This is a genomic window from Luteibacter sp. W1I16 (assembly GCF_050434905.1).
GTDB lineage: Bacteria > Pseudomonadota > Gammaproteobacteria > Xanthomonadales > Rhodanobacteraceae > Luteibacter.
Genome location: NZ_JBNDJJ010000001.1, coordinates 878,103 through 898,841, shown reverse-complemented (window position 1 = coordinate 898,841; position 20,739 = coordinate 878,103). Strand labels below are relative to the sequence as shown.

The 20,739-nt window shown below is 67.8% G+C and carries 18 protein-coding genes; 1 reads left to right on the top strand and 17 read right to left on the bottom strand.

Translation table 11 applies throughout. The features are described from left to right. Positions 1 to 52: 52 nt before the first annotated feature. The 3 genes from QFZ41_RS04040 to QFZ41_RS04030 form a co-directional block, all read right to left on the bottom strand. Positions 53 to 1,660, bottom strand: coding sequence for a carboxyl transferase domain-containing protein (locus QFZ41_RS04040; RefSeq protein WP_429197570.1), 1,608 nt, complete (start codon positions 1,658 to 1,660; stop codon positions 53 to 55). Positions 1,661 to 2,546: 886 nt separating this feature from the next. After that, positions 2,547 to 2,930, bottom strand: a complete 384-nt coding sequence (locus tag QFZ41_RS04035; protein WP_429197569.1) for a hypothetical protein — start codon at positions 2,928 to 2,930, stop codon at positions 2,547 to 2,549. 162 nt (positions 2,931 to 3,092) lie between these two features. Then, the gene (locus QFZ41_RS04030) at positions 3,093 to 4,268 is read right to left on the bottom strand and encodes a thiolase family protein (RefSeq protein ID WP_429197568.1); all 1,176 of its coding nucleotides are present in this window, start codon (positions 4,266 to 4,268) and stop codon (positions 3,093 to 3,095) included. A 281-nt stretch (positions 4,269 to 4,549) separates the two neighbouring features. Here QFZ41_RS04030 and QFZ41_RS04025 point away from each other — a divergent pair, with 281 nt between their 5' ends. Beyond that, the gene (locus QFZ41_RS04025) at positions 4,550 to 7,393 is read left to right on the top strand and encodes a S8 family serine peptidase (RefSeq protein WP_429197567.1); all 2,844 of its coding nucleotides are present in this window, start codon (positions 4,550 to 4,552) and stop codon (positions 7,391 to 7,393) included. Between the two features lie 49 nt (positions 7,394 to 7,442). Here QFZ41_RS04025 and QFZ41_RS04020 read toward each other — a convergent pair whose 3' ends face one another. The 14 genes from QFZ41_RS04020 to QFZ41_RS03955 form a co-directional block, all read right to left on the bottom strand. After that, positions 7,443 to 8,600 carry an isovaleryl-CoA dehydrogenase gene (locus QFZ41_RS04020; protein WP_429197566.1) on the bottom strand — a complete coding sequence of 386 codons (1,158 nt, stop codon included), beginning with the start codon at positions 8,598 to 8,600 and terminating at the stop codon, positions 7,443 to 7,445. A gap of 80 nt (positions 8,601 to 8,680) precedes the next feature. Then, on the bottom strand, positions 8,681 to 10,795 hold the full coding sequence (gene yccS / locus QFZ41_RS04015; RefSeq protein WP_429197565.1) for a YccS family putative transporter: 2,115 nt from the start codon (positions 10,793 to 10,795) through the stop codon (positions 8,681 to 8,683). Between the two features lie 89 nt (positions 10,796 to 10,884). Next, entirely contained in the window at positions 10,885 to 11,613 is a 729-nt protein-coding gene (gene fabG, locus QFZ41_RS04010; protein ID WP_429197564.1) for a 3-oxoacyl-ACP reductase FabG, read from the bottom strand. Further along, positions 11,610 to 12,083 (bottom strand): 3-hydroxylacyl-ACP dehydratase, encoded by a 474-nt coding sequence (locus QFZ41_RS04005; RefSeq protein ID WP_429197563.1) that lies wholly within the window; start codon positions 12,081 to 12,083, stop codon positions 11,610 to 11,612. The genes fabG and QFZ41_RS04005 overlap by 4 nt, the downstream gene beginning before the upstream one ends. Beyond that, positions 12,080 to 13,261 carry a beta-ketoacyl-ACP synthase gene (locus tag QFZ41_RS04000; protein WP_429197562.1) on the bottom strand — a complete coding sequence of 394 codons (1,182 nt, stop codon included), beginning with the start codon at positions 13,259 to 13,261 and terminating at the stop codon, positions 12,080 to 12,082. The genes QFZ41_RS04005 and QFZ41_RS04000 overlap by 4 nt, the downstream gene beginning before the upstream one ends. After that, complete coding sequence (locus QFZ41_RS03995; RefSeq protein ID WP_429197561.1) at positions 13,258 to 13,980, bottom strand: class I SAM-dependent methyltransferase; 723 nt, start codon at positions 13,978 to 13,980, stop codon at positions 13,258 to 13,260. Before QFZ41_RS03995 ends, QFZ41_RS04000 begins: the two co-directional genes overlap by 4 nt. Then, positions 13,977 to 14,426, bottom strand: a complete 450-nt coding sequence (locus QFZ41_RS03990; RefSeq protein WP_429197560.1) for an acyl-CoA thioesterase — start codon at positions 14,424 to 14,426, stop codon at positions 13,977 to 13,979. The genes QFZ41_RS03995 and QFZ41_RS03990 overlap by 4 nt, the downstream gene beginning before the upstream one ends. Beyond that, positions 14,416 to 15,369 (bottom strand): glycosyl transferase, encoded by a 954-nt coding sequence (locus tag QFZ41_RS03985; RefSeq protein WP_429197559.1) that lies wholly within the window; start codon positions 15,367 to 15,369, stop codon positions 14,416 to 14,418. Before QFZ41_RS03985 ends, QFZ41_RS03990 begins: the two co-directional genes overlap by 11 nt. Continuing rightward, positions 15,362 to 16,534, bottom strand: a complete 1,173-nt coding sequence (locus QFZ41_RS03980) for a hypothetical protein (protein ID WP_429197558.1) — start codon at positions 16,532 to 16,534, stop codon at positions 15,362 to 15,364. Before QFZ41_RS03980 ends, QFZ41_RS03985 begins: the two co-directional genes overlap by 8 nt. Beyond that, a complete protein-coding gene (locus QFZ41_RS03975; RefSeq protein WP_429197557.1) occupies positions 16,522 to 16,791 on the bottom strand; it encodes a phosphopantetheine-binding protein in 270 nt (89 codons plus the stop codon). Before QFZ41_RS03975 ends, QFZ41_RS03980 begins: the two co-directional genes overlap by 13 nt. Then, positions 16,788 to 17,576, bottom strand: coding sequence for a lysophospholipid acyltransferase family protein (locus QFZ41_RS03970; protein WP_429197556.1), 789 nt, complete (start codon positions 17,574 to 17,576; stop codon positions 16,788 to 16,790). The genes QFZ41_RS03975 and QFZ41_RS03970 overlap by 4 nt, the downstream gene beginning before the upstream one ends. Continuing rightward, positions 17,552 to 18,277 carry a beta-ketoacyl synthase chain length factor gene (locus QFZ41_RS03965; protein WP_429197555.1) on the bottom strand — a complete coding sequence of 242 codons (726 nt, stop codon included), beginning with the start codon at positions 18,275 to 18,277 and terminating at the stop codon, positions 17,552 to 17,554. Before QFZ41_RS03965 ends, QFZ41_RS03970 begins: the two co-directional genes overlap by 25 nt. After that, a complete protein-coding gene (locus tag QFZ41_RS03960) occupies positions 18,274 to 19,500 on the bottom strand; it encodes a beta-ketoacyl-[acyl-carrier-protein] synthase family protein (RefSeq protein ID WP_429197554.1) in 1,227 nt (408 codons plus the stop codon). Before QFZ41_RS03960 ends, QFZ41_RS03965 begins: the two co-directional genes overlap by 4 nt. Continuing rightward, entirely contained in the window at positions 19,500 to 20,726 is a 1,227-nt protein-coding gene (locus QFZ41_RS03955; protein ID WP_429197553.1) for a beta-ketoacyl-ACP synthase, read from the bottom strand. The genes QFZ41_RS03960 and QFZ41_RS03955 overlap by 1 nt, the downstream gene beginning before the upstream one ends. Between the last annotated feature and the right edge of the window lie 13 nt (positions 20,727 to 20,739).

Sequence of the window (20,739 nt, the reverse complement as noted above, 5' to 3'; positions counted from 1 at the left end):
CTCCCGTACTGTCGACAGGGCAGGGACTTACACGCGTTTCCTCGACCCGGGATCACATGCGGAAGACGCCGAACCGGCCCTGTTCGATGGGTGCGTTCAGCGAGGCCGAGATGGCCAGGCCCAGCACGCGCCGCGTGTCCGCCGGATCGATGATGCCGTCGTCCCACAACCGCGCGCTCGCGTAATAAGGATGTCCCTGGCGCTCGTACTGGTCGCGCACGGGGGCCTTGAAGGCTTCCTCGTCCTCGGCGCTCCAGCTCCCGCCGCCGGCTTCGATACCGTCGCGGCGTACCGTGGCCAGCACGGAGGCGGCCTGTTCGCCACCCATCACGCTGATCCGCGCGTTCGGCCACATCCAGAGGAAGCGCGCGCCATAGGCGCGTCCGCACATCGCGTAGTTGCCCGCGCCGAAACTGCCGCCGATCACCACGGTGAACTTCGGCACGTGGGAGCAGGCCACGGCGGTGACCATCTTCGCGCCGTCCTTTGCGATGCCGGCGTTCTCGTACTTGCGACCGACCATGAAGCCGGTGATGTTCTGCAAGAACACCAGGGGCACGTTGCGCTGGTTGCATAGCTCGATGAAATGCGCACCCTTCTGCGCGGACTCACCGAAAAGGATGCCGTTGTTCGCCACGATGCCGACAGGGTAGCCATGGATGTGCGCGAAGCCGGTGACCAGCGTCTTGCCGTAGCGCGCCTTGAACTCGTGGAACTCGGAGTCGTCGACGATGCGGGCGATCACCTCGTGGATGTCGAACGGACGGCGCGTGTCTTCGGGTATCACGCCGTACAGTTCGTCCGCGGGGAAGCGCGGCTCCCGAGGCGCGCGCAACGCCAGCGGCACGTGCTTCACCCGGTTCAGCGAGCCGACGATATCGCGGGCGATGGCCAACGCGTGTGCGTCGTTTTCCGCGAAGTGGTCGGCCACGCCGGACACCGAGGTGTGCACGTCGGCGCCACCGAGGGCTTCCGCATCGACGACCTCGCCTGTCGCGGCCTTCACCAGGGGCGGGCCGCCGAGAAAGATCGTGCCCTGTTCGCGAACGATGATCGTCTCGTCGCTCATCGCGGGCACATAGGCGCCGCCGGCGGTGCACGAACCCATCACCACGGCGATCTGGGGGATGCCCTGCGCGCTCATGCGCGCCTGGTTGTAGAAGATGCGGCCGAAGTGCTCGCGATCCGGGAAGACCTCGTCCTGCAATGGCAGGAAGGCGCCACCGGAATCCACGAGGTATACGCAGGGCAGGCGGTTTTCCATCGCCACTTCCTGCGCGCGCAGGTGTTTCTTCACGGTCATGGGGAAATAGGTACCGCCCTTGACCGTGGCGTCGTTCGCGAGCACCACCACTTCCTGGCCCATGACGCGTCCGATCCCCGCGATCACACCGGCGGCTGGGGCGGCGTCGTCGTACATGCCGTGCGCGGCGAGCGGCGCGATTTCGAGGAAAGGCGAACCCGGGTCGAGCAAGGCGCGGATGCGTTCGCGAGGCAGCAGCTTGCCGCGCGCGACATGCTTCTCGCGCGCTTTCGCGCCGCCGCCTTCGGCGGTGCGTTTCAGGGTCTCGCGCAGGTCGTCGGTCAGCGCACGCAGGCGCTGGCTGGCCGCCTGGAATTCCGGGGAGCGTGTATCGAGCTGCGATTCGAGGATAGGCATGAAGGCGTTCGCGCGAGGACGAAACGAGCATCATAGCGGGGGAGGCAGGTCGGCAAACGCTGCATCGCGCCAATGGCCGCCTGGGGGGCAGGCCTTCCAGGCTCGGCTTCGCCATCGCGTTTGGCTTTTTGCGTCGAGGTGAGGGAGCCGTCGGGTGCCGTTCTCGTTCGCTAAGTCCTCGTCCGGCCTTCGCCTCCCTGCGGAATCGCTCAGAGAACGGCACCCGACGACTCCCTTCCGGACGGTGCGGTGGGTTGCAGGGCGAGCGGCGTAGCGTTGCTAGTGTTTTCCCGTCATTTGCTTCGGTCGGCCGGCTCTGCTCATCGATTGGCATCCGATGAAGACGTTGCGCGCTTTCGTTACTCCTTCCACGCATCCACGATCGGCTGGTTAGCTTCTCGCTCACGTTCATAGAAAGCTTCGAGCTTCGCCAGTATCGCTTCGTCGGCACAGCGGCGGGTGTCGGCGAGGTGGAACATGTAGGCGTATCACGACGCGTCGCCCCGACTTCGCCGAGTCGCCCAATCGATGAAATTTGGTGGCCCTAGGGCATCGAAAGCAACGGTTTTACCCAGAAAGGCGCCCGTACCGACTTCGTAGGCGTGTCGCGCAAGACGTTCGCCGCCTGAGTCGGTACGGCCGTCGCTTCGCTTTCCACCGAGCCACCTCACGCGTCGGAGGGGAGACGTCGGGTGCCGTTCTCTGAGCGATTCCGCAGGGAGGCGAAGGCCGGACGAGGACTTAGCGAACGAGAACGGCACCCGGCGGCTCCCCCCTGCGTCGACGCAAAAATCCCAATACGATGGCGAAGCCGAGCACGCCATCAAAAATAAAAACGGCCACCCAAAGGTGGCCGTTTCGTGGTTCACCGAAGAAAGCGAAGCGCTTACTTCTTGGTGTCGTCCGTTGCGCTCTTCGCGTTGTCGGCAGCATCCTTCGCCTGGTCAGCCGACTTGTCGGCCTGGTCGGCGGCATTGGAAGCGGCGTCCTTCGCGGCGTCGGTCGCGCCACCCGCGGTCGAGGACGAAGCGGCGGACTGGGCCTGTGCGGCGGCATCCTTGGCCTGGTCGGCGGACTGCTGAGCCTGGTCGGCGGCCTGGGAGGTCGCGGCGTTCTGCGACTGGTCGGCGGCCTGCTGGGCCTTGTCCGCCTGCTGCTGCGCATCGGCGGCCGACTTCTGGGCGTCCTGCGCGGAATCCTGCGCGCCGTTGCTGCAAGCTGCCAGAAGCGCGACGAGCGCAGAGGCGAGAAGGGTACGCGTCAAATTCATTTGTGTTTCTCCTTAGCCGTGGAATGCCGTTAGGCGGGCGTATTAATAGCTCAGTTGTTGGTACTTAGCTACCGATCGCGCCTTTTCGCTTCAGGGCGCATTAAAGCCCATGGATATGGCGTGATCGTTTCGAAACGACCGCCTCACTTGTCGACGTCGGGTTCACACCAGTTCGATGGCGATCGCCGTTGCCTCGCCGCCACCGATGCATAGCGCGGCGACACCCCTTTTTGCCCCACGAGCCGTCAACGCATTGAGAAGGGTCACCACGATGCGAGCACCGCTGGCACCGATCGGATGACCCAGGGCACAGGCGCCACCGTTGACATTGATCTTGTCGCGGGCCACGCCGAGTTCGCGCATCACCGCCATCGGGACCACGGCGAACGCCTCGTTGATCTCGAACAGGTCGACATCGGCGGTCGTCCAGCCCGCCTTTTCCAGCACCTTGGAAATGGCACCCACCGGCGCGGTGGTGAACCATTCCGGTTCCTGCGAATGCGTGGCGTGGGCCACGATGCGGGCCAGCGCGGTGACGCCACGCGCCTTCGCGTCGTCGGCCGACAGCAGCACGAGCGCGGCGGCGCCGTCGGAAATGCTCGACGAACTCGCGGCGGTGATCGTGCCGTTCTCCTTGCGGAACGCCGCGCGCAGCGTGGGAATCTTCGCGATGTCCGAGCGGCCCGGCTGTTCGTCCTCGACGAACTCCTGCGCACCCTTGCGGCCCTGCACCGTCACCGGAACGATTTCGTCGGCGAAGGCGCCGGACTTCTGCGCAGCCTGTGCGCGCTCGACGGAACCGATCGCGTAAGCGTCCTGTTCCTCGCGAGTGAAGTGGTACTTGTCGGCGCACTGTTCGCCGAAAACGCCCATGGCCTTGCCGTCATAGGGGTTGGTCAGGCCATCCCATGCCATGTGGTCGACGAGCTGGCCATCGCCATAGCGGATGCCCGTGCGCGCGGCGACCATGTGCGGCGCGTTCGTCATGGACTCCATGCCGCCGGCGACGACGATGCCGGCGGAGCCCGCCTTGATCAGGTCGTGGGCCAGCATCATCGCCTTCATGCCGGAACCGCACACCTTGTTGATGGTGGTACAGCCGGTCGACGTCGGCAGGCCGGCTTCAAGGGACGCCTGGCGTGCGGGCGCCTGGCCGAGATTGGCCGGCAGCACGCAGCCCATGATGACCTCGCTGACGTCGGCCGGTGCGACGCCCGCCTGCTCCAGGGCGGCCTTGATGGCCACGGCACCGAGCTTCGGCGTGGGTACGCCCGTGAACTGGCCGAGGAAGGAACCGATGGCGGTGCGCTTGGCGCCTGCGATGACGATGTCGGACATGGGGACTCCGTGGGACTCGGATGGCCGCCCTTTCGGGGCGGAAAACCCATTGAGTATCGCAGTGGGGCGAGGGCGGGGGCAATCTGCGCCGCGGCAAGCCGCTTATGGCAACAGGTGGCGGGATCCCGTTCCCTGCCGGAAAGCCGTCGTCACAGCCGGCATCGACTTTTTGCATGGTCGATGAGGTTTTTCGCAAAGTCTTATGGCAACATCCGCTTAACGCTCCCACGGACTGCGGGCGCGAGACATTGACGTCAACTCAGGGGGACAACGTGAATCCGATGAATTTCTTGCGTCAGCGCGAGCTAGCGCTGGCTGTGTGCGTGAGTCTGGGCCTGACCGCATGCGGTGGCGGTGGCGGCGGTGGAACCAGGGCGACAGGGACCAACTACAACGTGCCCCCTGTCACGGTTAACCCGACCGTGCCGGGCACGCCTCCGCCTCCATCGGTCACGTTCCCCTACGACGTCCAGATCAGCGCGACCAACACCGCGGCCGCGCAGGCCGCCGGCGCCAAGGGCGCCGATGTCACCATCGCCATCGTCGATTCCGGTGTCGCTACCCAGAACCCTGCGCTGACCGGACGGGTGGCCAAGAGCTTCACCTACGTGGACCCGACGGTGAACAACACCAGCGTGGACGACGTGGTGGGTCACGGCACGGCTGTCGCCCAGATTGCCGCCGGTACACCGGTCAAGGCTTTCGCGGGTGGTGTCGCACCTGCCGCGAGCATCGTGTCCGCGCGCATCATCGCCGACAAGGCGCCAACCGATGACGGTTCGGGCTCGGGCAACCTCGTGACCGGCGCCGGCCCGCTCGGCCAGGTCAACGCCGATGTCATCGCCGCCGGCGCCCGCGTCGTCAACAATTCGTGGGGCGGCCTTTATTGGGACGCCAGCGCGACATCGACCACCGAAAGCTTCGCGACCGCCTATGCGTCGGCGAGCCATGGCACGTTGCAGGTGTTCGCCGCCGGCAACGACGGCAAGGCGAATCCCTCCGACGTCGCCGCGCTGCCGACGCGTTTGCGCGGGATAAACGACGCTCGCGGCGCGGCGATGGAGTCCGGCTGGCTGACCGTGGTCGCCCTCGACAGCGGCCATCCCGACACGATCGCCACGTATTCCAATCGCTGCGGTGTCGCGCAGAACTACTGCCTCGCCGCGCCCGGCTCCGTCGTCACGCTGACGACCAACTCGTCGGCGACCGTGCCGACGTACAGCGTATGGGAGGGCACCTCGCTGGCGGCCCCGCAGGTGACCGGCGGCGCCGCCGTCGTCGCGGGCGTGTTCCCCTCGCTTTCGATGCAGTCGATTCGCCAGATCCTGCTGGGCACCGCCGACGATCTCGGCACCCCGGGCCCGGATGCCATCTATGGCTATGGCCGTCTCAATGTCGGCCGTGCGATCGGGGGCCCGGGCAAGCTCGACTGGGGCCAGTTCACCGTCGACCTGGGTGATGTGACGGTCGACCCGGCCGTGCAGGGCGCGGTCACGTTTTCCAACGCCATCTCGGGCAGCGGCAATATCGCGACGCAAGGCTATGGCGTGCTCACGTTGGCCAGCCAGAACAACACCTACAGTGGCGGCACCCTGATCGGGGCCGGCACGGGCATCGACGCACTGGGTACCCTGCCGGGTAACGTGACGGTCGAACAGGGCGCGGCCTTGCTCGCGCGCAAGGACATCGGCGGCTCCCTGAAGAGCGGCGGGCGCTTGCAGACCACGTCGACCAGCACGCACATCAACGGCGACCTCACGCTGTACTCGACCTCGACCGTGTCGCAGGTGCTCGGTGCGCCGCTGATCGTCAGCGGCACGGCGAACCTCGATGGCGAGTTCTACATCGCCGGCGTGACCGGTGGCTACGTGAAATCCGCTCACCAGCAGGTGCTTTCGGCTGGCCTGGTCGTCAACCAGTTCGCGACGACCACGCTCGCCCCGGGCATCTTCCTCGCGACGAACCTGGAGTACACGCCCACGGAAGTCTGGGTCGACACCTCGCAGATCAGTGTCATCCAGGTCGCCTCCACCAGCATGGCGTCCTCGCTGGCCGCGACGTCGTCCGCCCAGCGTCTCGATGGCGCGTTCAACCAGCTCAACCAGAACGTGTCCGCGGCGGGAGCCGCCGCCAACGGTACGTTGATGGCGGCCGGTGGCATCCAGCAATCCAGGACGACGCAGCAGGCGCAGGCGTCGCTCGAATCACTTTCGGGCCAGTTGTACGCCGCGGGCACCGCCGTGACCCTTGCCGGAATCGATGCCAGCAACGACGCGCTCATCGCGCACCTCGACCAGCAGGGCACCGGTGGCTGGACGCAGTCGTTGAGCAACCAGGGTGGCCTGAGCCGCGGTGGCTTCGGCAACGTCGGTTTCAACCTCAATGGCGGCCTGGCCGGCCATGACGTTCGCCTGGGTCTCAATGGGTTCGCCGGCGTCGCCGTCGCGCAGATGTCGAGCAACGGCCAACTCAATGGAAGCTTCGATCGCCAGCGCAGCCGTTCGACGGCGGGCATGTTCTACGCGGGCTCGCGCGGCGCCAACTGGTACGGCGTGGGACAGGTCGGTTTCGGCAGTTTCCGCGGCGACATGCGCCGCATGCTGCAGTTCGGCGACCAGGTGGCGTTCGCGGGTAGTGACCAGAATGGCAGCTACAACTCGGCCTATGGCGAAGTCGGTTTCCGCAGCCAGGCCGGCGCGTTCACGCTGACGCCGTTCGCCAACGTCCAGTACGCCAGCATCCACCGCGACGGTTTCTCCGAGAATGGCGGTGAAGGCTTCGGCCTGGCAGCCGACGGCCATACCACCTCGCGCTGGCAGGCGGGCTTCGGCCTGCGCGCCGGGAGCACGTGGCTGACGTCGCGCGGCACGGTGCACCTGGATGCGAAGCTCGGCTGGCAGAACGCGTTCGCCACCAAGGGCGAAGTATTCGCCGCGCGCTACACGGGGTTCGCCCAGTGGGCACCGGTCGACGGCATCGGCCTGTCGCGCCAGGCCGGTACGGCTGGAGTTTCCCTGGGCTGGGACATGAGCGCGCGCACGCAGCTGGGCTTCAACGTCGACCAGCGTTTTGCCGATCGCGACCATTCGCGCTCGGCGAACGCCACGTTCCGCATGGCCTGGTAAGCGAGGCAAGGAAACGGCGGGAGCCACCCCAGGTGGCTCCCGCCGTTTCTTACGATTTGCCGTGGAAGAGTTCGCGGCCGATCAGCATGCGGCGGATTTCGTTGGTGCCCGCGCCGATCTCATAGAGCTTCGCATCGCGAAGCAGGCGGCCCGCCGGGAACTCGTTGATGTAGCCGTTGCCGCCCAGGGCCTGGATAGCCTCCAGTGCCACCTTCACCGCGTTCGTGGACGCGTTGAGCAGGCAGGCCGCCGGATCGATGCGCGATTTCACGCCGTTGTCGAACTGCTGGGCCACCATGTACGCGAAACCGCGGGAGGATTGCAGCGCGGTGTACATGTCGGCGACCTTGGCCTGCATCATGCCGAACGTGCCGATCGGCGCGTTGAACTGCTTGCGCTCGCGCACGTACGGCAGCACGAGGTCCATCGCCGATTGCATGATGCCGATCGGGCCACCGGACAACACGAGGCGCTCGGTGTCGAGGCCGCCCATCAGCACGCGCACGCCTTCGTTCACTTCGCCGACGATGTTCTCCGCGGGTATCTCGCAGTTGTCGAACACCAGTTCGCACGTGTTCGAGCCACGCATGCCGAGCTTGTCGAGCTTCTGCGCCGTGGTGAACCCCTTCATGCCTTTCTCGACGATGAAGGCGGTCATGCAGCGGCTGCCGGCCGGACGCGGCGCGGTGCGCATGTAGACGAGCAGCACATCGGCATCGGGACCATTGGTGATCCACATCTTCGTGCCGTTCGCCACCCAGACGTCGCCCACCCGTTCCGCGTGGCAACTCATCGAGCCGACCACATCGGAACCCGCGCCCGGTTCGCTCATGGCCAACGCGCCGATCCATTCGCCGCTGGCGAGCTTGGGCAGGTATTTGCGGCGCTGGGCTTCGTTACCGTTGTGGTAGATGTTCTGCACGCACAGGTTGGAGTGCGCGCCATAGGACAATCCCACCGACGCCGACGCGCGCGAGATCTCTTCCATCGCGATCATGTGCGCGAGGAAGCCGAGGCCGGAGCCGCCGTATTCCTCGGGAACGGTGACGCCCAGAAGCCCCATGTCGCCGAACTTGCGCCACAGGTCGTCGGGGAACACGTTCTCCCGGTCGATGCGGTCGGCGCGTGGAGCGATCTCCTTTTCGGCGAAGGCGTGCACGCTTTCGCGCAGGAGGTCGAGGTCTTCACCGAGGGAAAACGGGCGCATGCGTGGAACTCCGGAGGAAGCGGGAAAAAGCGGCCCATCGTAGCGCGGGGGGCGGTCCAAGCCACGGCGCGACGCAGCAATCAGAGTGGCGGAAGCGTGGCGATCCGGTCGTGCACGCGAACCAGCAGCAGGCATTGACGATCCACCAGGCGCACCGTTTCCACCGGCCCGGCGGCGCCGATGGCGGCGTCGGCGACGAGGTCCGGCGTACCGAGCAAGCTGGCCGCCGTGCCCGCGCGTACATGTTCAGCCAGACGATCGAACCCAGCCGCGAGACGGTGGGCGAGCGCTCCCACGGTTTCCGCGTCGGCGGCGGCGAGCGCCTGGCGATGCGCGCCGAGGGTGGACAGATGGGACAACGCGGCCTGGAGGGCGGCGAGCAGGCGCAGCGCTCGCTCGCCCCTTTCGCGTGAGTGACCGGGCTCGCCGAGTAACTCGGCCACGTTGCCCGCCACCGCCGCCTGGGCCGCGTGCGCATCGCGCCGGGCGATGCGATAGGCCAGGTCGTCCGCCTTGCCCGTGGCATATTGCCCGGCGATGGCTTTCAGGTAACGCGCGTACGCATGCAAGGCGTCGGCGGCGATGTCTTCCAGCCGGCGGACGCGCCAGTCCGGCAGAACGAAGCGGATGACGACGATGGCGACGAAGGCCCCGAGCAAGGTGTCGAGCAATCGCGGCCCGATGGCGTCGTAGCCCGTGCCTGCGAGGTCGAAGCAGAGCAGCACGAACATCGTGATGACCGCCGTCGCCAGCGCATAGCGCCGGAGGCGAAAGGCGAAGAACGCCACACCCGTGGCGACCAGCACGGGCAGCCGCCAGTCGCCACCCGGCAACAGGCGGAGCATGGCCCATCCCGCGACCAGTCCCGCGGTCGTTCCGGCGATGCGCTGCATCGTGCGGCGCCGGGTCGCGCCATAGCTGGGCTGGCAAACGAACAGGGTGGTGAGCAGTATCCAGTAGCCGTGGGTCGGATGCAGGAGCAGCATGAGGCCATAGCCCGCGAGCATGCCGGTCGCCAGCCGTATGGCGTGACGGAAATGCATGGAGCGGCGATCGAGGCGGATACGTACCCGTGCCAGGGCGTCGCCCAGGGTACCCGGCTCGCTGTCGTGCAGCGCGATGTCCGTCCCCTCACGCAGGCTGCCCTCGTCCTCGATGCCGGCGAGCAGGTGTTCCATGTTGATGAGCAGGGCCGACAGCGCGTCGTCGAGAGCCTGGCCGGGCGGGTCACTGCGGCGCCGATAGGCGATGGCGTCGCGCACGTCGTCCAGCGCGGCGCGCGGCAGGGCCATCGGTCCCAGCGGCGCCACGCGGCGGATGGCATCGGCGCGTTCGCGGCAGGCACCTGCCTGCAAGCGCAGCAGGCGGCCGAAGCGGAACATGAGGTCGCTGTGGTAGAGCGCCGCAGCCAGTTCGTCGTACGGGTAATGCGATGAACTGACCCGCTCGTGGATGTCCTGGGCGGCGAAGAACATGGCCAGCCGCGCGGCCGATCGGCCGCGCGGCTGGCGCCGCCCGATCCGGTCGAGCAACGCGGCGCGGGTCGCCGCCAGCGCTTCCACCGTTCGCAGATTGTGACGAGAGAACTCCACGGCCAACTGTTCGCGATCGAGACCTTGCACCGGTTCGAACAGCGCCGCCTTCGCTTCCATCAGCGCCGCCAGAGATTCGAACAGCCGGGCCAGCGCATGCCGTACGGCACGCTGCGGCGCCATGGCGCTCCAGAGAAGGGAGAGGAGGCCATACCAGGCCGCGCCAGCGAGGATGGCGACGGTGCCACGCCAGTCGCCGGGTGCGGCGGTGGAGGCGTCGGACGCGATCATCGTGTACACGGAGAGGATCAGCGTGGCCGTGGCGATCGTGGCGTAGCGGCCGCTGGCCGCGCCCAGCATCACCAGGACGAAGGTGCCCGCCGCCAGGAGGACGGCGAACAACGGTGGATGGCCGATCGATAGCTTCACGACGCTTGCCGCCGCCGCGAAACACACGAGGGTGACCAGGAGCCCGCGCAGCCGTCCGCGCCATGCGTCGTCGGTCTCGGCCAGTGCGCAGGCGATGGCGCCGAGCAGGGCAGGCACGATGAGATCGGCGGGGCCGGCGAGGGTGCACCACGCGGCGATACCGGTGAGCGCGAGGAACACGCGCACGACATCGGCGAAGCGGTCGGACTCGGCGAGCTGGCGTAGGGGGCGCATGGGGCCTTAGCTTAGCGGCAACGTACCGGCGCTATCGCGCCGTATCGCCGTATCGCAGCTTCAGCGGCGAGGCTCTCCCACCAGGACCTTCAGCAAAGCCCGCCGTTCACCGCAAGCACTTGCCGCGTGATGTACGCGGCTTCCGGGCTCACGAAGAAACGCACGGCCGCGGCTACTTCCTCCGGCGTGCCGGTCCGTTCCATGGGGATCGCCTTGAGGATATGCTCCACCGGCACGTCCGGTTCGAGCATGTCGGTGTCGATCAGGCCGGGCGCCACGCAGTTGACGGTGATCTTCCGCTTGGCCAGTTCCACCGCCAACGCCTTCGCGGCACCGATCACGCCCGCCTTCGACGCGCTGTAGTTCACCTGGCCGCGATTGCCGATCAACCCCGAGACCGACGTGATGCAGACGATGCGCCCCGGGGCGCGCCGGCGGATCATCGGCATCACCAGCGGATGCAGCACGTTGTAGAAACCGTCGAGGTTGGTCCGCAAGACCTGGTCCCAGTCCTCGGAGGTGAGCCCGGGGAAGGCGCCATCGCGGGTCAGGCCGGCATTGCAGACCACGCCATAGTAGGCGCCATGTGCGGCGACATCGGCCTCGAGCGCTGCAGCCGACGCGGCACGGTCGGATATATCGAACTGGAGGATGCGCGCGGCGCGTCCCTTGCCCTCGATGTCCGCCAGCACGGCCTCCGCTTCATCGCGGCGCGAGCGGCAGTGCAGGACGAGGTCGTAGCCGGCATCGGCGAGGTTCGTCGCGATCGCGCGGCCGATGCCGCGGCTCGAGCCGGTGACGAGGATGGTATCGGTCATGGCGGGGTTCCCCTGGAATCGAGGCTGTTGCGTGGATCGAGGAAGGGTGTCGGATCGGGCGGACTGAAGACGGTGAGCCGCGCGGACGCATGCATGCCGGGCGCATCGATGCGGCAGGCGAATCCGCCCATGCCGTCGTCGTCATGAAAACTGCGCACGGCTTCGATGGTCAGTTTCGTGCCGCATGGAAAGACATCGACATCCGCGCGGTAGGCGCGGGTGCCCAGCAAAAAACCGGGGCGCACCGCGCCATCCGCGGCCAGCACCTGGCAACCGTTCCACGCCGCGATGGCCTGGGCCATGAGTTCGACGCCCGTCCAGGCGGGCAGCCCGCCCGGCTGCACGAAGGCATCCCCGCGCCGTACGACACGTTCGCACTGGATGCGTTCGGCGTCCCAGGCGATGACGCGGTCGAGGAGGATCATCCGGCCCGCGTGCGGAAGCAACTGGTCGATGGGCCAGGGTGTCATGTCGCGTCCGCCAGGATCAGGCTCGCGTTGTTGCCGCCGAACGCGAACGAATTGCTCATCAGGTGGCGGCGACCCGCCGGCAATGCATCGCCGTTGCGCGTGAAGGCAAGCGCGGGCAGGGCGGGGTCGGGTTCGTCGTTCCACGTATGCGGGGGCAGGCGTCGCAGCGGGTCGCTGAGCGCGAGCCAGCAGAACGCCGCCTCCAGCGCGCCCGCGGCACCCAGCGTATGTCCGGTCAGCGCCTTCGTCGACGAGCAGCGCACGGCGTGCCCGAACGTGGCCGCCATGGCGTGGCTCTCCATCGCATCGTTGTGTTCGGTGGCGGTGCCGTGCAGGTTCACGTAGTCGATGGTATCCGCAACGATGCCTGCCGCCGACAACGCATGGCGCATCGCGTCGCTGGCGCCACGTCCGCCGGGTTCGGGCGAGGACATGTGGTACGCATCCGAACTGGCGCCGCCGCCGAGCAGGACGACGGGCGCGTGGTCCCGCGTCATCAGGAACACGGCGGCGGCCTCGCCGATGTTGATGCCGCGGCGCGAGCGCGAGAAGGGCAGGCATCGTTCGGGCGCCATGGCTTCGAGTGCATGGAACCCGTTCGTGGCGAGACGGCAGAGCGTGTCCGCGCCGCCGCAGATCACGGCGTCGCAAAGGCCGAGGCGAAGCAGCCGCTGCGCGCTGAGCAGGGCGCGCGCACCCGAGGTGCAGGCGGTGGATATGCCGTAGCAAGGGCCGCCCACGCCCAGCCATTCGGCGAGGAAGGCCGCCGGCGCTCCGAGTTCCTGGTCGCTGTAGCGGTAGTCACCGGGCCAGATGCCTTCGGCGCCGCGCGTGGCGATGCCGCGGGTGGCTTCCTCGATGCCGGTCGTGCTCGTGCCGATCACGACGCCGATGCGCGCGGCGCCGAAGCGCGCGATCGCGGCGCGGACTTCACCCTCTATCTCCATGGCGGCGAGCAGCAGCAAGCGGTTGTTGCGTGTGTCGCGATGCCCCAGGCCCCCTGGCAACGGCGGCAGCCCCGCCGTCACGTCGCCCATTGGCAACGTGCGCCCGGGCACCCAACCCTCGATGGACCGGAGGCCATGCGTCGCGGCGCCGAAGAGCGCGCCTGCGACCGCTTCCTTGCCGGCGCCGAGCGAGCACGCCACGCCGAGCGCGTTGAGGTACGTCCCGCTCATGCGTCGGCGAAGGGCTTGCGTGCGGCCACGTTCACCAGCGTTTCCTCGCGCTTGCCCGGCGGTGGCGGCGCCTTGATGCCCCAGCGCTCAAGAAGGCCGAAATCCTTCGAGCGGCTCCACCACAAATAAGGCAACGAGACGTTGCCATCGTCGAAGACGAAGCCGCGGTTGCGCAGCATCGCCAGGTACTCGCCGGCGCTCTTCTGCACGTGCATGGGGTGGCGGAAGAACCAGCGGATCACCCAGGTGTCGATGTACGCGCGAGTGGATTCCGCGAAGAGCAGCAGGCCGCCCGGTTTCAGCACGCGCCAGAATTCGTCGAGCGCGCGTTCCTGTTCGACCAGGTGATGGAACGTCTGATGGCAGAACAAGACATCCACGCTCTCGTCGGGAAGGTCGATGCTGGCACAGTCGCCCAGCATCAGTTTCGCCTCGATGCCCTCGCGATCCGCTTCGTCGCGCGACAGCGCGACGCTATGCGGGTCGGCATCCAGGCCCACGATGCGGGCGGGCAAGAACGCATCGCGTAACAAGCGGAACGAACGGCCCTGGCCACAGCCGACGTCGAGCAAGGTGCCGCCCTGTGGCAGGGGCTCACCGATCAGCCGTTTCAGGTCGTCGATGGCTACTCGCAGCACATGGTGCTGCCAGGTATGCGTGCGCAGGAAGACGAAACCGATCCGGGTTTCTTCGACATAGGTGGCGCTGGCGTACTTCATGGTGTGCTTCCGGCGGAGCGGCGCGCGAGGCGGCGTTCGACGTCTTCGATGAACACGGACGGAGAGACCAGTTGCATCTCCCCGTCGGCAAGGCTCACGGCGACCTGGATGGTGCTGGCGCGGGTCAGGCGCTCGCCGCCGGCGGCATCGCTCAGCGTGTAGTGGATCTTCAGGCGATTCTGCCATTCGACCAGCTCCGCCCGCACGAGCAGCACCTGGCCGAAGCGTGCGGCACGGGCATATCGCAGTTGCAGGTCGATGATGGGCCAGACGTAGCCCGTCTCCTTCATCCGCCTGTAGTTGTGGCCGAGGTCGTCGAGCAGCGCGCAACGCGCCATTTCGAGGTACTTCACATAGTGGCCGTGCCAGACGACGTCCATCGAATCGACGTCGAAGAAGGGAACGGTCACTTCGATCTCGGCGGCGAGGACGCCGCTAGCGCGCATGAGGGACTCCGTTCGTACCGTGCCAGTACGCGTGGAAATTGAACCATTGAAGGGGCGCATCGAGGCAGCGCTCGCCGAGCCATGCGGCATATCGCGCCACCGCATCCGTGATGGCTTCATCGCGCCGCCCGCGTTCCCACGCAGCGGCATCGGCGAAACGGCGCAGGTGGATGCGATAACGGCCGTTACGCTTCAGGCAACAGACGAGGTTCACCGGACATCGCAGCATCGCCGCCATCAGCCAGGGGCCCTGCGGAAAAGCCGTTCGTGCGCCCAGGAAGCTGGCGTCGACGACGCGGCCTCCGTGTTCGGGCACACGGTCGCCCGCGATCGCGATCCACTCGCCGCGGTCGAGGCGTTGCGCCAACTCCAGCATGGCGGCGGTGTCCAGGTCGCCCACGTGCATCAGGCGCAGGCGCTTGTCGCCCGATTCGCCGAGCAGCCTGTTGAAATGGGCGGCGTTGGGCAGATGCATGAGGACGTTGAGCGCGACGCCTTCGCCGATCTCGGCCATGGCACGGCAGACATCGAGGTTGCCCAGGTGCGTGCAGATCAGCAGTTGTCCGCGCCCACCGGCGAGCAAGGCGTTGCGCACGCCGTCGGAATCGTCCATGTCGACCGAAGCCAGGCGAAGTTTGCCGCGCCAGACATCGAAACGGTCCAGCATGCATTCACCGAAGGCGAGGTACTGGGCGAAGACGGCGCGCGAACGCGGGAAGAGATCGTCGCGTCCGCTCCACGCGACGAGCCGCCGCTGGTAATCGCGTACGTTTCGCCGGGCGACACGGCCGGTGACGAAGAAATACAGGACGATCAGGTGGATCACCGGTGTCACCGCGCGCCGGCCCAGCAGCCGGACGGCGATCGCCGTGAGCTTGATGCCGAGAAAGCTGCCGCGCTCTTTCTGCGTTGCCCAATGCATGTTGGCCGCCGTCTCAGGCATCGGTGCCGTCCAGGCGAAGATGGGCCGAGGAAACCGCCGCGTCGCCCACCCGGTAGGCGAAATGAAGACGTCCGCGATCCGCGTCGTGACGCAGGACGAGGCGGACGCGGTCGCCCGGGCGCAACAACCGCTGGAACTTGAGGCCGTCCATCTCGCGGCACGACGGAGGCGTGCCCAGCCGCGATGCAGCCAGTTCGAGCGCCCAGCCGACCTGAAGCACGCCGGGCAGGACGGGTGCATCCGGAAAGTGCTCCGCGAAGCAGGCCAGGTCGAGAGGCAGTTCGAGGTCGATCACCCACGTATCGCCATCGCGCTGTTCGCCGAGCACGATCGCCGTCTCTGGCAAGGGGGCGCGGAGCAGGGCGTCCACCTTCGCCGGGTCCGGCAGCGTGTCGACGAAGCGCCAGACCAGCGGTGTCGACAGGGCATCGTCACCGGCCGCGTGCTGCCCGAGTTCGTTGACGAGGCCCGCGCGGCCATGGCGGAGCAAGGCCATGCGTCCGGCGGCGCCGAGTGCGACGACCATGCCCGGGCCGAGCTTGCCCGCGTAGCCACCCGCCGCCGCGGCCACCCACGGATGCGAGGCGAGCCGCAGGGCGGCACCGTCCATGGGTGCCTTGTTGATCCGGCGGCGAAGGCGCTGGCGCAGGATCCACTCGCCGACGAACAGGGCTCCCATGATCGAATAGGCGAGGATGCCGTTGTAGAACGTCCACCACGAAAGCGGCCCCCATTCGGCGAGGACGCCTGACGCGGTGCCGTTGAGTGCGAAGAATGCCACCCATACCCAGGTCACCCGGCGCGTATAGCGGACCGCTACCGGGGGCAGGTCGGGTTCGCTCACCCGCGCGATGCGCTCGATCATCGGCGGCCCGTACTTCAGGCTCAGGCCGAAGGCCGCCAGCAGCAGGGCGCAGATCAGGCTCGGGTACCAGCGCAACAGGTGTTCTTCGCCGCCGAAAGCGAGCACGGCGCAATAGACCAGGGTGATGCCGAGCATCCATCGTCCGCCGGGCTGGCGCAGGAGCGCCGGGGCGCGGACGAGCCACAGGCCGCCGAGGATGAGGCCGAACACCGGCGTCGACACGTGGTCCATGCCGAAGTACACGATGAACGGGTACAGCACGCCGACGATCAGCAGGACGAGGTCGCTCAGCTTGCGCATGCCGATCCGCTCGCCTGGACATAGAGTGCGAGGCTGCGCACGGTTTCGAAGTGGCGCCGCGCATCGCGCGAATCGGAAGCGATCTTCAGGCCGTAGCGATTTTGCAGCGCGAGCGCGAGTTCCAGCGCGTCGACCGAATCCAGGCCGAGACCCTGGCCGAAGAGCGGCTGGTCCGCGGCGATGTCGTCGACACCCAGGTGCTCGAGCGCGAGCGTGTCGATGATTAGGCGGGCGATTTCCCGCTCGAGATCGTTCATGCCTTCAGTTCCCTGGCGTAGAGTGCGTGCAGGTGTTCGTTGAGCCGTCGGGAAGCTATCGGCGCGGGGGCGCCTTCACTGAAGCCCTCCACCGCGATGTCGTCTCCGACGCGCAGGTGCATGCGTACGCGGCGGTGCGGAACGCGATACCAGGGCTCGGCCTTGGTCAGCGTGGTGGGCCGCACGGTGATGAATACCGGCGTGACCACACGCGCGCCCCGAATGGCGATGGCGGCCGCCCCGCGGTGGAACACGGGGGACTGGCCCGGGGTGGTGCGCGTGCCTTCGGGGAACACGATCAGCGTCTGTCCCTCGCGCAGCACGTTGGCCGCCCGCTCGAGCATTTCGCCGCTGCCATCGTTGCTGATGTATTGCGCCACGCTCACGGGCCCGCGCATGCAGGGGTTCTTCCACAAGCTGTGCTTCACGATGCAGTTGGCTTCGGGCACGTGGCCGATGAGGTAGACCACGTCGATCAACGAGGGGTGGTTGGCGACGATCATCTGGCCCGGGCGGCCGAGTTTCTCCAGGCCTTCGAACGTGTAATTCACCACGCCCGTGCGGTACATGAACTGCGCATGCAGCCAGAAGGCGTGGCCGACCGTGCGCCGCGCGCGCCGCCGGCGCACGGCGGGCGGGCCCGGCCAGTGCAGGACCACGGGCAGGATGAGCACGCGCAGCAGCAAACCGCCGACGCCGAACAGCGCGAAGCTGAGGGCGGTGAACACGAAGCGCCAGGCCCACGCGTCGCGGCGGCGGCTCACGCTATCGGCTGCCAGGTCCATCGTCGTGTCTTCCACGGGTGGTCGAGGGCCGCACCATGGTGCAAGGCGCGGATGAAACGCAAGGCGTGCGGCTCATCGGCGGCTGGCGCGGGGCCGGCATGCCCGTCGAGGGACAGGCGCCAGCGCGGCCCGCCGCCCGCGAGAGAAACGCGCAGCGCCAGCGTATACGAGAACGGCACGTCGTCGATCCATCCGTCGTAGGCCGCCGGCGGGAGTTCTTCGGCGACGACCACGATCACGGCGGCAGCGCCTTCGCCCAGCAGGGCGGCGGCTTCGACGATGGCATGTTCGAAGGTGTCGGCCTCACCGGCGATGGCCACCGATTCGCCGCGCTGGCCGCGCAGGATGGACCATTGCCCGGCGATCGCGTTGTGCACGGACAGGCCGAACCGCGTGGGGGACAACGGTGCCTCGCGCCCGATCTCGTCGAGCATGGCGAAGGTGTGGGTCGTTTCGCCGTGGCGGGAGGCGAAGACGAAGGGCAGTTGTTCATCGTCGCCGCACAGGGGCCATGCGGTGTGCATCACGATGCGCGCCAGCCGGCTGAGGCGGCGGCGCTGCATCGCCGGTACGAATTCGCAGGCGGGCTGCTCGCCGCGGTCGACGATGGCATGCGGCGTCGCAGCCCACGCGGCCCACGCCGCTGGCCCGTCGACGCCCGGTGCCCATGCCCGCCATGCGTCGATGCACAGGTCGATCATGCACTGTCCCCGTCGAAGCGGCGGATCATCAGCGCGGCGCAACTGCCGCCGAAGCCGAAGTTGTTCGACAGCACGCTGTCGATTCGCCGCACACACTCGCCTTCGATCAGCGGCGCATCGGCGAAGGCCGCGTCGCGCTCGCGTGGCGTGGCCCCTCCCAGCAGGACGCCGTGTTCCATCATCGCGATCGAGGCGATGGCGTCGAGCGCGCCCGCGGCGGCGGGCGCATGGCCGATCAGGCCCTTGATCGACGACATCGGTGGCACCGCATGCCCGCGGTCACCGAAGACCTTGCGCAAGGCCTCCCATTCGGCGAGGTCGCCGGCGACGGTGGCGCAGGCATGCGTGTTCACGTAGCCGGGCAGCGTGCCGGCGAGGTCGATGGCCTGGTGCATGGCCTCCGCCATGCCGTCGGCCGCGGGGCTGATCATGCCGTCGGGGTCGGAGGCCGCGCCGTAACCGGCCATTTCGGCGAGGATGGTCGCGCCGCGCGCCAGGGCGTGGTCCAGCGATTCCAGCACGAGCACCCCGGCGCCGCCACCGAGCAGGATGCCGTCGCGGTCGGCGGCGTAAGGCGTGGACACGCGGTCGCCGGCCACGCTCGTGGAGGAAAGCGCGTTCATCACGTCGAAGCACATGGCGGCCTTGTCGTGCAGTTCCTCGGCTCCGCCACACACCACGATCTCCTGGCGGCCGAGCTGGATCCATTCCATGCCCTGGCCGATCGCGTGCGTGGCGCTGGTGCACGCGGAACCGACCGTGAAACCGCGACCTCCGAAGCCGAACGCCTGGGCCAGCGTCGCGGACACCGCGCTGCCCATGCTGCGCGGCACGATGAATGGCGACAACCGGGAGATGCCCTTGGCATGGAAGACGTCGAGGCCGGCCTCGTACTCGCTCAGCGCGGCGGCGCCACCCATGACGATGCCGACGTCGCGCTCGCGTACGCGGTTCTCGTCCAGCGTCGCCTCGGCCAGGGCTTCGCGCGTGGCATGCCAGGCGAATTCGGCCGCCTGCGGCAGGTAGCGGCGCAGTTTGCGCGGCGGCGGTTCGAGCCCGGCCATATCGGCGGGCGCGGCGACCCGGCAACGCATGCCCAGCGCCTCGAAATCGTCCCTGTGCCTGAAGCCCGAGCGGCCCGCGCGCAAGCCGTCGAACAGGACGCGCCTGCCGGCGCCCAGGCAGGAGACCGCTCCCATGCCGGTGACGACGACACGCCGCATCAGCGGTGCGCCTTGAAGATCAGCGAGGTATTGATGCCGCCGAACGCGAAGTTGTTGCTCATCACGACATCGGTCCGGATGTCGCGCCCTTCACCCGTGAGGTAGTCGAGCGCGGCGCACTCGGGATCGGGGGTGTCGAGATTGATCGTCGGCGCGAACCAGCCGGCGCGCATCATTTCGATCGCCCACCAGGCTTCCAGCGCGCCGCAGGCACCTAACGTATGACCCACGTAACTTTTCATCGAGCTGATCGGCACGCCGGCGCCGAGCACGTCGGCGGTGGCGTGGCTTTCGGCGACGTCGCCACGGTCGGTGGCGGTGCCATGCGCGCTGACGTAGCCGATGGCGGTGGCCGGAAGGCCAGCGTCCGCCAGCGCCAGCCGCATGGCCCCGGCCATCGTCTCCCGCGTGGGCTGGGTGATATGCGCCCCATCGGAATTGGTGCCGAAGCCGACCACTTCGGCATAGATCCGTGCGCCACGCGCCACGGCGTGCCCGTATTCCTCGAGGACCAGCGTGGTCGCGCCTTCGCCCACCACGAGGCCGTCGCGTGCGGCGTCGAACGGGCGCGGCGTGAGGCCAGGCGTATCGTTGCGCGTGCTAGTGGCGAACAGGGTGTCGAACACCGCCGCGCCGGGACCGGAGAGTTCTTCGGCGCCGCCACACAGCATCAGCGTCTGCTTGCCCTGCTGGATGGCCTCGTAACCGTAGCCGATGGCCTGGCTTCCCGACGTGCACGCGCTCGAGGTGGTGATGACGCGGCCCTTCAGTCCGAAGAACACGCCGACGTTCACGGCCGTGGTGTGCGCCATCATCTGGATGTAGCTGGTCGCGGTCACGCCCTGCATCGAACCGGTCTCCAGCATATGGCCCACGGTGCGCGCGGGTTCGATGCTTCCGCCGGAAGAGCCATAGGCGACGCCCATGCGTCCATCGGCGATACGTTCGTCGTGCAGCAGCCCCGCGTCCGCCAACGCGCGCTCGCTGGCGGCGACGGCCAGCTGCGCGACGCGGCCCATCGAACGCACGTGCTTTCGCGACCAGTGCGTGGGCAGGGTGAAATCGTCGACGGGGGCGCCGAGCCGGCCGTTGAGCTTGTCGAAGTAGTCCCACTCGCCCATGCGGCGAACGGCGTTGCGGAACTGGCGCAGGCGCGCCTGGATAGCGGCCCAGTCGTGGCCGAGCGGCGTGATGCCACCGAAGCCGGTGACGACGACGCGTTTCATCGCGCGATCCTCC